The sequence below is a fragment of the Burkholderia cepacia GG4 genome, assembly GCF_000292915.1.
Taxonomy (GTDB): Bacteria; Pseudomonadota; Gammaproteobacteria; order Burkholderiales; family Burkholderiaceae; genus Burkholderia; species Burkholderia cepacia_D.
This window is the reverse complement of sequence record NC_018514.1, coordinates 792474-805386: the sequence shown is the minus strand read 5'-3', so window position 1 is coordinate 805386 and position 12913 is coordinate 792474. Positions and strand designations below refer to the sequence as shown.

The following is a 12913-nucleotide window of genomic DNA, read 5'->3' as shown; positions in this document are numbered from 1 at the left end:
TATTCACGCTACCGAAACTGACCGCCCGACCGACTGCAATGACCGATACCCGACGCGCGCTGACCAAGAGCGATTTTCAGCAACTGTCCGAGTTCCGCTACCAGATGCGCTGCTTCGAGCGCTTCTCCGAGCGCGCCGCGCAAAGCGAAGGCGTGACGCCGCTGCAATACCTGTTGCTGCTGCACATCAAGGGCTACCCACACCGCGAATGGGCAACCATCGGAGAAATCGCCGAACGCCTGCAGGCGCAGCATCACGGCGTCGTCGCGCTGGTGACACGCTGCGAGGCACTCGGGCTCGTGAAGCGCAAGACGAGCGAAGCGGACCGCCGGCAGGTCGAGGTCCACCTCGAAGAAGCCGGCGAAACGCTGCTCGCGCGACTCGCGGCCATGCATCGCGCCGAGCTGAAATCGCTCAAGGACGCATTCCAGGTCCCGCAGATCGATTACTGACCCAAGCTTTACCGACCTTTCCGACTCCGATGAACGCACCACACAAACGCGATTTCTCGACCAACGAACGCCTGCCCAGGATCGCGTTGCTAGCTGCCGGGATCGGCTTGCTCAGCACGCTGGCGGCGTTCGTGCTGTTGAGCCTGATTCATCTGTTCACGAACCTGTTCTTCTTCCAGCAGTTGTCGTTCGCCGACCGCTCGCCCGCCCACAACACGCTCGGCGCATGGGTGATCGTCGTGCCGGTGATCGGTGGCCTGATCGTCGGGATGATGGCGCGCTTCGGTTCGGACAAGATCCGCGGCCACGGCATTCCCGAAGCGATCGAGGCGATCCTGTTCGGCAAGAGCCGCATGTCGCCGAAGGTCGCGATCCTCAAGCCGCTGTCGTCCGGCGTCGTGATCGGCAGCGGCGGCCCGTTCGGTGCCGAAGGCCCGATCATCATGACGGGCGGCGCGCTCGGCTCGCTGATCGCGCAATGCGTGCACGTGACCGCGGCCGAGCGCAAGACGCTGCTCGTCGCGGGCGCGGCCGCCGGCATGACGGCCGTGTTCGGCACGCCGGTCGCTGCCGTGCTGCTCGCGGTCGAACTGCTGCTGTTCGAATGGCGCCCGCGCAGTTTCCTGCCGGTCGCGCTCGCCTGCGCGGTGGCCGGTTTCGCACGCGCCGTGTTCTTCGGCGTCGACCCGCTGTTTCCGCTGACCACCGCGTCGCCGACGCCCGTCGCGCTGCTGTCGTGCATCGTCGCGGGCCTTCTGTCGGGCATGCTCGCGTGCGGCCTGTCGGCGGCCCTGTACCGCGTCGAGGACACCTTCGCGAAGCTGCCGGTGCACTGGATGTGGTGGCCGGCGCTCGGCGCGATCGTGATCGGCATCGGCGGCTGGCTCGAGCCGCGCGCGCTCGGCGTCGGCTACGACGTGATCGGCGATCTGCTGCATCAGCACATCGCGCTGAAGATCGCCCTCGCACTGCTGATCGTGAAGGCCGTGATGTGGGTGATCGCGCTCGGCTCCGGCACGTCCGGCGGGGTGCTCGCCCCGCTGCTGATGCTCGGCGCGGGCCTCGGCACCGTGCTGTCGCCGATGCTGCCCGGCGGCGACCCGGCGCTGTGGCCGCTCGTCTGCATGGCCGCGACGCTCGGCGCCACCCTCGGCGCGCCGCTGACCGCGATCGTATTCGCGTTCGGCCTCACGCACGACGCGAACGCGCTGCTGCCGCTGCTCGCGGCGACGCTCGTCGCGCACGGCTTCGCGACCGTCGTAATGAAGCGCTCGATCATGACGGAAAAGATCGCGCGCCGCGGTTATCACATCTACCGCGAATACGGCGTCGACCCGCTCGAACGACATGACGTGGCCGAAGTGATGACGCCGGCCGCCGCGCTCGTCGCGATCGACGGCGCAACGACGCTCGACGCAGTCGAGTCGCAGTACTTCGGCGCGAAGCAGGTGCACCGTGCCTACCCGGTCGTGCAGAACGGCCGCCTGCTCGGTCTCGTCGATCGCGCGACGCTCGATGCGCAGCGCGCGCAAGCCGGGCCCGGCGCGACGCTCGCGAGCGCGTTCGCCGATCGCGCACCCGCCGTCGCACAGGCATACGAAACGTGCCGCGTGGTCGCATCGCGGCTCGCGGTGCTGGGCCTCGAACGCCTGCCGGTCGTCGACGATCCGCAATCGCTGCGCATCACCGGCCTCGTGTCGCGCAGCGACCTCATCAAGCCCGCGCTCCAGCACTTCGACGACGAACAGAAGCGCGAGCGCTTCCGTCCGGTCGTGCCGGCCAACCTGCGCGACGCCGGCACCCGCAAGGCCGGCTGACACGTCCCGCTTGCGCGGCGTTCCGGCCGCGCACCACTTCCCCTCCGTATCACCCGGCCTCGCCAAGCGGCGCGCAGCACGCGCGCCGCTTCGCCTTCCGCCGCGTCCGGCGTTTAAACTTCGTTGACAATTCGTCCGACGAAAGTTTGTCATCATGGTGCTCATGCGACGGGGCCACCACATTCAGCCATTCCACTTCGTCATCCAATAAAGAAGCGTCGCGGCGCGACATGCAGACACATGCAGCACGCCGCGGCCATCAATCCGCCACACCACCGGGCAGCGAGCCGACCACACGACGCATGACGTCGATGCCGCGTCCCCCGTCCAATGCGGGCCGCGCACGACGCATGCCGCACAGCAGCAGAATCCACAGCATCCGGGTTGCCGTTTGGCAAGTGCGTTAACAACTTGTTGCGGAATCGCCGGAACCGCATTCGTGCGATGCCATCTCACAGGTACGCAGTGCTGCTGCGCATCCCACTCAATCAATCACGACTCGAGGGAGATAAAACGTGAACGTGAAATACTTACCGCTCATCGCATTGACCGTGGCAATTTCTGCTCACGCAGCCGATCCCGCCGCGCAGAATGCGGGACAAAGCCAGAAATCCGCTCAGGACGTGTCGGCGTGCATCGCCAAGACCTGGGCTGACAAGTCGCAGCAACAGGTGGTCACGCAGAACGTGCTCGCCAACGGCCTCGCGACCGATGTCTACGCACCGGGCCAGCAACCGCCGAACGGCGCGGCCGCGATGGTTCGCCCGTCGTGGAAGCCGGGCGCGAAGACATGGGTCGGCATGCGCGGCGACGCCGCTGCCGCGGGCGACATCAACGCCTGCCTGTAAGCCCTGCGCCGGACGGCATTGCGCCGTCCGCATGCGACAAGCCCCGCTTCGGCGGGGCTTTTTGTTTCGGTGCATCGACCGCGCGCATGCGCCGAGGCCGATGCGGGCGCAACCCGCGCCCATGTGCTTGTGCGCTTACAGGTAGCTGCAGACGTAGTCGAGCGTCTCGAGCACTTCGATGTCGAAGCGGCTCTTGCCCGGCACCGAGAACGATTCGCCGGCGCCATAGGTTTGCCATTCGCTGCTGCCGTCGAGCTTCACGCGGCACTGGCCGGCCTGCACTTCCATCAATTCGGGCGCGTCCGTGCCGAAGTTGAGCGCGCACGGCAGGATCACGCCGAGCGTCTTGCGCGTGCCGTCCGGGAAGAGCACGGTATGCGACACGCACTTGCCGTCGAAATAGACGTTCGCGCGCTTGACGACCGATACGTTGTCGAATTGGGTTGCACTGGTCATGTGATGCCTCTGATTGCTGGATGCCTGATGGCGTGTTGTTGGAAGCCGGCCGGAGCGGCAGGCCGGTCGCTATGATACCGGCTCGCGGCGCCCGTGCCGCAAGCGCGCGCCGCACGCGGGAAACGCCGAACGCGCGCGGCCGATAGTCAGGATCACTACTGGATGGCGTGCGTGCCGCGCATGCGCCGGCTCACCTGAGCCCCTTGCGCCGAGCGGAATCGCGCAGGCAGTCGAGCAGCATCGCCGCGGCCGGCGTGAGCGGGCTGTCGCGGCGCGTGACGACCTGCACGGAGACACCCGGCAGCCGCTCGCGGATCGGCAGCACCACGAGCTGGTCGCGCGCCCACTCGCCCTGCAGCAGTTGCTCGGGCATCGATGCGATCAGGTCACAGCCCGTCATCAGGCTGTGCGCGAGCCCGAAGCTCGGGCATTCGACGACCCGCTGCGGCACCGGCAGCCCGTAGGCGACGAACGAGTTGAACAACACCTGGGTCGAGCTTTCCGGCGACGGATTCATCAGCCAGTCGGCCTCGACGAGATCGGCGAGCGACGTGGCCGACGCGAGCGGATGTCCCTTGCGCGCGACGATCAGCGATCGGCTCGCGTAGAGTTCCGCGTGATCGAATTCGGCCGCCAGCAGCTCGGGCACGACGACGGCCACCGCGAAATCGAGCGAGCCGTCGTGCAGGCGCGGCAGCGCGACCCCCGGAAACCCTTCGATCAAATTGACGCGCGCCACCGGAAAACGCCGCCGGAACGCGCGAAACGCATCGGGCAGGATCGTCACCGCGGCGGCCGGCGTGATCGCCGCCGCGACCGAGCCCGTCATCGCGCCCTGCGCCTGCTCGATATCGTCGCGCGCGCGCTGCATCTCGGCGACGATCAGCCGCGCGCGCACCTGCAGCTGCTGGCCGAACGCGGTGAGCTGCACGCCGCGCGCGGTGCGCACGACGAGCGACACGCCGAGCGCGATCTCCAGTTCCTTGACCGCCTTCGTCAGCGCCGCCGGCGACACGTTCAGGCGCCGCGCGGCCGCGCGGATGCTCCCCTCGTCCGCGACGGTGACGAACGCTTTCAGCTGATGGTATTTCATGGCGGCATGCGTGATTCGTGGAAACCCTGTGCGGCGCCGCGCATGCCGGCTCAGGGTATTCCCGGGCGGCAACCAGTGGTGTGCACCAAAGCAATTTATCAGCTTCTGGTGCGCAAAAGAAATTTATATGCTTTCACGTCATATGCGCGTCAAACGCCCCACCGGCCCCACAGGAGACACCATGCTGCAAGCCGTGAACCCCGTCATCCCCGGCATCGCCGCGATCGCCCCGGACCTGATCGAAGTGCGCCGCCGCATCCATGCGCACCCGGAACTCGCGTTCGAGGAAACGCTGACAAGCGATCTCGTCGCCGAGCTGCTGACGGGCTGGGGCTATGAAGTGCATCGCGGCATCGGCAAGACGGGCGTCGTCGGCGTGCTGCGTGAAGGCCAAGGCACGCGCACCGTCGGCCTGCGCGCCGACATGGACGCGCTGCCGCTCGCGGAAGCCACTGGCCTGCCGTACGCGAGCCGCCATGCGAACAAGATGCATGCCTGCGGCCACGACGGCCACACGGCGATGCTGTTGTGCGCGGCGCGTCACCTCGCGGCCACGCGCCAGTTCTCGGGCACGCTGAACCTGATCTTCCAGCCGGCCGAGGAGAACTTCGGCGGCGCGAAATCGATGATGGACGACGGCCTGTTCGATCGCTTCCCGTGCGATGCGATCTTCGCGATCCACAACATGCCGGGCCGCGCGGCCGGCGACATGGCGTTCCGCACCGGCGCCGCGATGGCGTCGGCCGACCGCGTGACGATCACGCTGCGCGGCGTCGGCGGCCACGGCGCAATGCCGCACTTCGCCCGCGACCCAATGTCGGCCGCGGGCAGCATCATGGTCGCGCTGCAGACCATCGTCGCGCGCGAGGTCGACGCGCAGCATGTGGCTGTGATCACGGTCGGCAGCGTGCAAGCCGGCGAGACCTTCAACATCATTCCGGAAACCGTCGTGATGAAGCTGTCGGTGCGCGCGCTGAACGCCGACGTGCGCGCGTTGCTCGCGCGCCGCATCGACGCGCTCGCGAAGGGCCAGGCAGAAAGCTTCGGCGTCACCGCGGACGTGGATTACGACTACGGCTATCCGGTGCTCGTCAACCATCCGGAGCCGACCGCGTTCGCGGCCGACATCGCGCGCCAGATGCTCGGCGCCGAGCGCGTCGAAACCGAGGCCGCGCCGCTGATGGGCAGCGAGGATTTCGCGTTCATGCTCGAAGCACGCCCGGGTTGCTATGCGTTCATCGGCAACGGGATCGGCAGCAAGGGCGGCTGCATGGTGCACAACCCCGGCTACGACTTCAACGACGACATCCTCGCGATCGGCGCGAGTTACTGGGTTCGCGTCGCCGAAGCCTGGCTCGCGGCCTGACGGCCCTTCACCACCCGTTCCGCGCCTACCAGGGGAACCCCATGGAAACGTCCGCCCTTTCGTTCGCCCGCTCGCCGGCCGATGCCCGCGCCGCCGCGAAGAAACGCCGCCTGATCGCGGCCGCCGCCGTCGGCAACGCGCTCGAGTTCTACGACTTCACGGTCTACAGCTTCTTCGCGATCCTGATCGGCAAGCTGTTCTTTCCGGTGCATTCGTCGTTCGGGCAGCTGATGCTCGCGGTCGCGAGCTTCGGCGTCGGCTTCGTCACGCGCCCGCTCGGTGGCCTCGTGATCGGCATGTACGCCGACCGCGCCGGCCGCAAGAAGGCGATGATCCTGACACTGCTGCTGATGGCGCTCGGCACCGCGACGATCGCGGTCGCGCCGACCTTCGCGCAGATCGGCATCGCCGCGCCGCTGCTGCTCGTGCTCGCGCGCCTGCTGCAAGGGTTCGCATCGGGCGGCGAAGTCGGCGCGTCGACGACGCTGCTGCTCGAACAGGCGCCGCAGCACCGCCGCGGCTTCTACGCATCGTTCCAGTTCTCGAGCCAGGGGCTCGCCGCGCTCGCAGGCGCGCTCACCGGTGTCGCGCTGACGTCGACGCTCAATGCCGCGCAGCTCGAAAGCTGGGGCTGGCGCGTGCCGTTCGTGATCGGCACGCTGTTCGTGCCGATCGGCTACTGGCTGCGCCACACCGTCGAGGAAGTGCCGGCCGCCGCGCCTGCCGCCGCGCACGACGAACCGGTCGCGTCGCTGCCGCTCGCCGACGTGCTGCGCCATCACGGCAAGGCCGTGTTCGCCGGCCTCGGCGTGACGATCGGCGGCACGTCGATCCACTACATCATCGTGTTCTACATGGCGATCTACGGCGTGCAGGTGCTGCACCTGCCGACCTGGCTGTCAATGACGGCCGGCTGCGTCGCCGGCGCGATCCTGATGCTCGTGACGCCGATCGGCGGCCACCTGTCCGACGTCTACGGGCGCAACCGGATCGTCTGGTGGACGCGCATCGTGCTGATGGCCGCGATCTACCCGGCGTTCATCGCGCTGAACCGCTGGCCGGGCGCCGCGTCGCTGCTGTCGATCATCGCCGCGCTGTCGATCGTGCATGCGATCAACATCGGCGCGACCGGTGCGATGCTCGGCGAACTGTTTCCGCGTGCCGTGCGTGCCACCGGCGGTGCGCTCGTCTACAGCGTGGGGGTCGCGATCTTCGGCGGCTTCGCGCAGTTCTTCGTCACCTGGCTGATCGCGGCGACCGGCAATCCGAATGCGCCCGCGTGGTATGCGATCGGCTGTGGCGCGATGACGCTGCTCGCGATTCGCTGCATGGACGAAAAAGCCGGTAAGGCGCTCGACTGACCGGCGGCCGATGCGGCCGAAGCTGCCGCATGCCGCTAATGAAAAAGGCACGACGACCCGTGCCTTTTGCGTATCTGGCGTTGCCCCGCTCAGAACGTATGCATCATCCCGACATACGCGCCCGTCTGCGACTCGCCCGTCATCGGGCTCGTGCCCGACGTCGCGTCGCGCGGCGACGCGAGCAGCGAGAAGTTCGAATTCCCGCCGTTGCGCACATAGGCGACGGTGCCGTACAGGAACGTGCGCTTCGACAGGTTGTACGTGGTGCCGAGCACGTACATCATCGCGTGGCCCGACGGATCGTGCGACGCATCGCCGCCGCCGTCGCCGACCTTCACGTAATAGCCGCCGCCCGTCACGGCCCACTCCGGATTGGCCGCGTAAGTCACGCCGAGCCAGTAGTGATCGGCGCGATCGGCGACGCCGGTCGGGCTGTCCGGCGCCTGGTAGTGCGTATAGGCCCCCTGGATCTTGAACTTCGACACCTTGACGTTCGCGCCGACGAAATATTCGCGCGACGCGGTGAAGATGTTGCTGAACTTGCCGTTGTTGTCGCGCAGCTCGTCGTAGAGGCCGCGCACGTCGAAGAGCGCCGAGTGGTACGACAGCATGATCCCGTCCGAGCGGCCGAAGTCGTCGGCCGCACCGTAATTGAAGCCGCGCGACTGGTTGCCGAACGCATATTGCGCCTGCACGTCGAAGCCGGCGATCACCGGGCTGTGATATTCGATGTTGTTGCTGCTCTGCTGCCAGTTGCGGCCGCGCACGAGCGATGCGGACGAAAACGCCTGCTGGACGAACGGATCGAATTCCCACACGCCGTCGCTGTCGATGAACAGGTTGCGGCCGGCCTGCAGCTGGCCCCACGTGTTGCTCTTCAGCCCGACATACGCGCGGCGCGACCACAAGCGTCCGCCGCCCGTCGTGCCGTTCATCACCTGGAACGCGGTTTCCAGGTTGAAGACCGTCGACATCCCGCCGCCGAGATCCTCGAAGCCCTTCAGGCCGAACATGCTGGTGCCCCAGTCGCCGCCTTCCGCGCTCCAGCGCGTCGAACTGCCGTTCGGCGTCGCGATGTGGTTCAGGTATTCGACGCCGCCGTCGATCCGGCCGTACAGCGACACGCTCGTCTGTGCGAACGCGGCCGCCGGTGCGGCGGCCACGATCAGCCATGCGAAGTATTTGAGTCGCAAAATGATGCCCCTCCGAGTCTCGACAGTCCGACACGCGCCCCATGCGCGCGCCGGCGGTCCGTTCATCCGCGATCGATCGAAAAACGACCGGGGCCCGCCGCGCAGAGCGCAAGCAGGCCACCCGAGATCGCGATGTTCTTGTAGAAATGAATCATGTTGTTGATCTGCTCGCCGCCCGTCATCGTCCAGTAGTGGTGGCCGATGATGCCGGTGGCGATCGTATACAGCGCAAGCAGCAGCGCGAGCGGCCGCGTCTGGAAGCCGACGAGGATCGCGATGCCGGCGAACAGCTCCATCACGACGGCGATCGCCGCCGAAATGATCGGCGCCGGCGCGCCCTCGCTTCCCATGAACGCGATCGTCCCGGAGAAGTCAGCGATCTTCTTCCAGCCGAACATCACGAACAGGATCACGAGCAGGATTCGGGAAAGCAGCAGCAGCACATCGCGCTGTGACGCGAGAAACGGTTGATTCGGTGTCATGGTGCGATCAACGAAAACGATGCGTGAACGACACGCACCGGATTGCCAATGAACCAGGACGGGCGGCCGCCAGCGCCACCCGCCCCGCTCTGCAACAACCGGCATCGGGGCCCGCCCGATGTGCTGTGCGCCTCCTCTTGTCAGCGTTGCCCTGCTTCGTACTGCGCCGCGCCCGGCGTCAACGCGCCTTCGCGACGTCCTGCTCGGTCACCTTCGCGGCCGGGTTGCCGAACTGCCCGGTCAGGTAGTTCGTCAGCGCGGCGATCTGCGCGTCCGACAGCTCGTTGCGGAACGCGGGCATCCCGACGTCCTCGCTGCCGGCCTTGCGCTGCACGCCATTCAGGATCACCTGCACGAGGTTCGCCGGATTCGACGCACCGACCGTCGAGTTGTGGAACAGCGACGGGTAGTAACCGTCCGGCGTGCCCTTGCCCTGCATCTGGTGACACGTCGCGCAGTTGCCGAGATACAGCCGCGCCGGGTCGATGCCCGACGACGCGAGCGCGACGCCGCGCAGCTTCAGGCCGTCCTCGGCCGGCTTGCCCCACGACGAGCGCGACTGCTTCGCGTCGCCGTTGGCGACGGCCGGCACCGTACGGACGTACGTCGCGATCGCGCCGATGTCGGCGTCGGTCATCTTCGAGAAGCTGTGCTCGACCGCCTCGGCCATCGGGCCGGCCGCCTGCGCGACGCCCGGCACGCTGCCGGTACGCAGGTACTGGGCGAGTTGCTGCTGCGTCCAGCCGCCGATCCCCGCGTTCTGGTCGGACGTGATGTTGTAGCCGTCCCAGCCCGCCAGCACCGAACCCGACAGGAAGCTGCCGCCCGTCTCGTCGAGCGACTTCTCCTGCATCGCGATACCGCGCGGCGTGTGGCACGTGCTGCAGTGCGCGAGGCCCTGCACCAGATACGCGCCACGGTTCCACTCGGCGCTCTGCGCCGGCTTCGGCTGGTACGCGCCGTCCTTCAGGAACAGCCAGTTCCAGATCTTCAGCGGCCAGCGCATGCTCAGCAGCGCGGGAATCTCGTTCTTCGGCGGCGCCTGCTTGACCGGCTCGACGCCGTGCATGAAGTACGCGTACAACGCCTGCACGTCGTCGTCGTTGACCTTCGCGTACGACACGTACGGCATCGCCGGATACAGGTTGTCGCCGTTCTTCGACACGCCGTGGCGTACCGCGCGCTCGAAGTCGTCGAACGTCCAGTTACCGATGCCGGTGTCGGGGTCCGGTGTGATGTTGCTCGTATAGATCTTGCCGAGCAGCGGCACCGGCATCCCGAGGCCGCCCGCGAACGGCTTGCCGCCTTTCGCGGTGTGGCAGGCCATGCAGTCGCCCGCGACCGCGAGGTATTCGCCGCGCTTGATCTGCGCGGGATCGGCCGGGTCGGCCGCGCGCACGAGGCCCGGCAGCGCGAAGCAACCGGCGAGCAGGAAGGTGAGAATAGATTTCCGCACGGTCAGACTTCCTTCTTCAGCGTGTCCGACATCCGCAGCGCCAGCGCCGCGATCGTCAGCGTCACGTTCACCGTACCGACGGTCGGCATCGTCGAGCTGCTCGAGATGAACAGGTTCGGATGGTCGAACGTGCGGCAGTCCTTGTCGACGACCGAGTCGCGTGCATCCGCGCCCATGATCGTCGCGCCCGTGATGTGGTTGTTCGGCGCGAACTCGTCGTTGAACGCGACCTCCGTGCCGCCCAGCACCTTCGCGGCCGTCGCATAGACCTCGCGCGTATGCACGGCGCCGCGCTTCACGTAGTCGTCGATCGCATACGTGATTTCCGGGCGCGGAATGCCGACCGCGTCGGTGGCCGTCTTGCTCGGCACGATGCGGTTCTCGGGTTGCGGCAGGATTTCGTGGAAGCAGTCGAACTGCACGAAGCGCGCGGAACGATCGCGGATCTGTGCGTCGAGCTCGCCGGACTTCATCAGCTTGCCGGCCTTGAAGATCTTCTGCGTCTCCTGGTTGATGCGCGACATGTTCGACAGGTGGATCTTCTTCGCGGCTTCGGTCGCGCGGAACGGGCCGTCGCGGAAACCGATCAGCGACGTCATCTCCTGCGGGCCGCGGCCCGGCCACAGCTTCTCGCTCGCGTAGAACGACACGCCCGTGCCCGGATGGTCCATCAGGTTGCGCCCGACCATGTCGGAGCTGTTCGCGACACCGTGCGGGAAATCGCGGTTCGCCGACATCAGCAGGATCTTCGGCGTCTCGATGCCGTTCGCGGCGATCACGAAGTACTTGCCTTCGACGCGATGGTCAGCGCCCGTCTTGTCCTTGTAGACCGCGGCGGTGATGCGCTTGTCCGGACCCGTCTCGAGCTTGTAGACGACCGCGCTGTCAATCAGCTTCGCGCCGGCCTGCTCGGCCTTCTCGACGTGCACGATGCCGTTGTACATCGCGCCGATCGGACAGATCGGCATGCAGTTGTTGTTCCCGCAACAGGTCGGCCGGCCGTCGTACGGACGGCTGTTGCGCGCGACCGGCTCGGTCACGACGTGGAACTTCGGGTCATAGCCGTTGAGCGCGCTCTTGATCGTCTGCTCGTTGAACGACAACGGCAGCGGCGGCATCGGGTACGGCTGCTTGCGCGGCGAGTACAGGTCTTCCTCGGGGCCGGGGCCCCACACGCCGAGCTCTTCCTCCGCGCGCTGATAGTAATGCTCGATATCGTCGTACTGGATCGGCCAGTCGCGGCCGACGCCGTACACGGTCTTCATCTTGAAGTCGTTCGGGATGAAGCGCCACGCCGACGCGGCCCAGTGCCACGTCGTGCCGCCCACCGCACGGATGTACTGCGAGTTGAACTTGTGCTCGCCCTTCAGGACCAGGTAGTCGTTCGGCGGGCCGTATTCCGGATGCGGCGCCCACGGGCTCGACGGGTACGGCGCCATGAAATCGGTCTTGTCCGCCTGGTTACGGAAACGTTCGACGATTTCCCAGCGCGGCATGCGCGGGCCGGCTTCGAGCAGGATCACCGACTTGCCCGCCATCGCGAGCTGGTGCGCAACGATCGCGCCCGCGACACCGGACCCGACGACCACGACGTCGGCTTTTTGCGTATCGGTATCGGCCATCAGGCTTGCCTCTCGATCGGTTTTTCGGCCCAGAAGCCGGGTTTGTTGGGGCAATACGACGGGATCACGAGCGTATCGGACACGACGCTGAACATTAATGCTTCTTCGTACGTAATCACGACGTTGTCGACGATACCGAGATACCACGCTTCGAGAATCGACAGCGCGGATGCCTGCTGATCGGGATTCAACGAGCCGGATGCGAGCGCGCCGGCGAGCTGGGACAGACCGTCGGCCGTCTTGAACGAGCCCTTCTGCAAGGCCTGCAGAAAGCGTTCGCCGAGCACGCGGCTCAGCCCTTTCTTGCCTGTCAGTGCTTCGGAGAGCGTCATGAACGTATCGAGCGGCGCGGTGCCGGGATCGCCGGCCAGGGCCCGCAACGCCAGCGAGCCGGTGAGGCCCGCCGCCGTCAGCGCCAGTGCGCCCTGCAGCCATTGACGCCGCGTGATGCCGGATGCGGCTGCGTCGTTATCGCGACGCGAGTGGGGAGTGTTGTCGTTGTGCATGTTTCCTTCTCTCGAACACCGGATTCGGGAAAACCACGCTTGATATTTCTCAAACATTGGCGCGGCCATGAAATGTACGCGCACAAATCGGAACGGACAATGGCTTTATAGTCCATTAAATGTTCCGCAATCCGACACAATCGACATTTCGCGGCATCTTTGTGTCGTCGACGCGACAATTCTGCATCGGGATGCAGCGTGTCGCAAGCGGACGACACGCCCCCTCCCGTCATCCGCTCACATGCGCGTCGGTTAGAATCG

General features: G+C 66.6%; 12 protein-coding genes. 5 read left to right on the top strand and 7 right to left on the bottom strand.

The window, feature by feature from the left end:
- Positions 1-38 precede the first annotated feature (38 nt).
- From GEM_RS19395 to GEM_RS19385, 3 genes are all read left to right on the top strand, one after another.
- Positions 39-452, top strand: coding sequence for a MarR family winged helix-turn-helix transcriptional regulator (locus GEM_RS19395; protein ID WP_014899076.1), 414 nt, complete (start codon positions 39-41; stop codon positions 450-452).
- 29 nt (positions 453-481) lie between these two features.
- Positions 482-2269, top strand: a complete 1788-nt coding sequence (locus GEM_RS19390; RefSeq protein WP_014899075.1) for a chloride channel protein — start codon at positions 482-484, stop codon at positions 2267-2269.
- Between the two features lie 515 nt (positions 2270-2784).
- Entirely contained in the window at positions 2785-3117 is a 333-nt protein-coding gene (locus GEM_RS19385; protein ID WP_014899074.1) for a hypothetical protein, read from the top strand.
- 135 nt (positions 3118-3252) lie between these two features.
- Here the strand turns inward: GEM_RS19385 and GEM_RS19380 are convergent, their stop codons facing one another.
- Positions 3253-3573, bottom strand: coding sequence for a pyrimidine/purine nucleoside phosphorylase (locus tag GEM_RS19380; RefSeq protein ID WP_014899073.1), 321 nt, complete (start codon positions 3571-3573; stop codon positions 3253-3255).
- A gap of 190 nt (positions 3574-3763) precedes the next feature.
- Positions 3764-4666 carry a LysR substrate-binding domain-containing protein gene (locus GEM_RS19375; RefSeq protein WP_014899072.1) on the bottom strand — a complete coding sequence of 301 codons (903 nt, stop codon included), beginning with the start codon at positions 4664-4666 and terminating at the stop codon, positions 3764-3766.
- A 181-nt stretch (positions 4667-4847) separates the two neighbouring features.
- Between GEM_RS19375 and GEM_RS19370 the strand changes: the two genes are divergently transcribed.
- Both GEM_RS19370 and GEM_RS19365 read left to right on the top strand, forming a co-directional pair.
- Positions 4848-6032: a M20 aminoacylase family protein gene (locus GEM_RS19370; RefSeq protein ID WP_014899071.1), complete on the top strand. Its 1185-nt coding sequence runs from the start codon at positions 4848-4850 to the stop codon at positions 6030-6032.
- 41 nt (positions 6033-6073) lie between these two features.
- Complete coding sequence (locus GEM_RS19365) at positions 6074-7393, top strand: MFS transporter (RefSeq protein ID WP_014899070.1); 1320 nt, start codon at positions 6074-6076, stop codon at positions 7391-7393.
- A gap of 89 nt (positions 7394-7482) precedes the next feature.
- Here the strand turns inward: GEM_RS19365 and GEM_RS19360 are convergent, their stop codons facing one another.
- The 5 genes from GEM_RS19360 to GEM_RS19340 form a co-directional block, all read right to left on the bottom strand.
- Positions 7483-8586 (bottom strand): porin, encoded by a 1104-nt coding sequence (locus GEM_RS19360; protein ID WP_014899069.1) that lies wholly within the window; start codon positions 8584-8586, stop codon positions 7483-7485.
- A 62-nt stretch (positions 8587-8648) separates the two neighbouring features.
- Complete coding sequence (locus tag GEM_RS19355) at positions 8649-9068, bottom strand: DoxX family protein (protein ID WP_014899068.1); 420 nt, start codon at positions 9066-9068, stop codon at positions 8649-8651.
- A 178-nt stretch (positions 9069-9246) separates the two neighbouring features.
- Positions 9247-10524 carry a c-type cytochrome gene (locus GEM_RS19350; RefSeq protein WP_014899067.1) on the bottom strand — a complete coding sequence of 426 codons (1278 nt, stop codon included), beginning with the start codon at positions 10522-10524 and terminating at the stop codon, positions 9247-9249.
- Positions 10525-10526: 2 nt separating this feature from the next.
- The gene (locus GEM_RS19345) at positions 10527-12146 is read right to left on the bottom strand and encodes a GMC family oxidoreductase (protein ID WP_014899066.1); all 1620 of its coding nucleotides are present in this window, start codon (positions 12144-12146) and stop codon (positions 10527-10529) included.
- Positions 12146-12652, bottom strand: a complete 507-nt coding sequence (locus GEM_RS19340) for a sugar dehydrogenase complex small subunit (RefSeq protein WP_014899065.1) — start codon at positions 12650-12652, stop codon at positions 12146-12148. Before GEM_RS19340 ends, GEM_RS19345 begins: the two co-directional genes overlap by 1 nt.
- Positions 12653-12913 lie beyond the last annotated feature (261 nt).

Excerpts from the sequence above, each read along its gene's own strand:
- GEM_RS19390 (WP_014899075.1), top strand. The coding sequence starts at position 482 with ATGAACGCACCACACAAACGCGATTTCTCGACCAACGAACGCCTGCCC.
- GEM_RS19370 (WP_014899071.1), top strand. The coding sequence starts at position 4,848 with ATGCTGCAAGCCGTGAACCCCGTCATCCCCGGCATCGCCGCGATCGCC.
- GEM_RS19340 (WP_014899065.1), bottom strand. The coding sequence starts at position 12,652 with ATGCACAACGACAACACTCCCCACTCGCGTCGCGATAACGACGCAGCC.
- GEM_RS19355 (WP_014899068.1), bottom strand. The coding sequence starts at position 9,068 with ATGACACCGAATCAACCGTTTCTCGCGTCACAGCGCGATGTGCTGCTG.
- GEM_RS19380 (WP_014899073.1), bottom strand. The coding sequence starts at position 3,573 with ATGACCAGTGCAACCCAATTCGACAACGTATCGGTCGTCAAGCGCGCG.
- GEM_RS19375 (WP_014899072.1), bottom strand. The coding sequence starts at position 4,666 with ATGAAATACCATCAGCTGAAAGCGTTCGTCACCGTCGCGGACGAGGGG.
- GEM_RS19365 (WP_014899070.1), top strand. The coding sequence starts at position 6,074 with ATGGAAACGTCCGCCCTTTCGTTCGCCCGCTCGCCGGCCGATGCCCGC.
- GEM_RS19345 (WP_014899066.1), bottom strand. The coding sequence starts at position 12,146 with ATGGCCGATACCGATACGCAAAAAGCCGACGTCGTGGTCGTCGGGTCC.
- GEM_RS19395 (WP_014899076.1), top strand. The coding sequence starts at position 39 with ATGACCGATACCCGACGCGCGCTGACCAAGAGCGATTTTCAGCAACTG.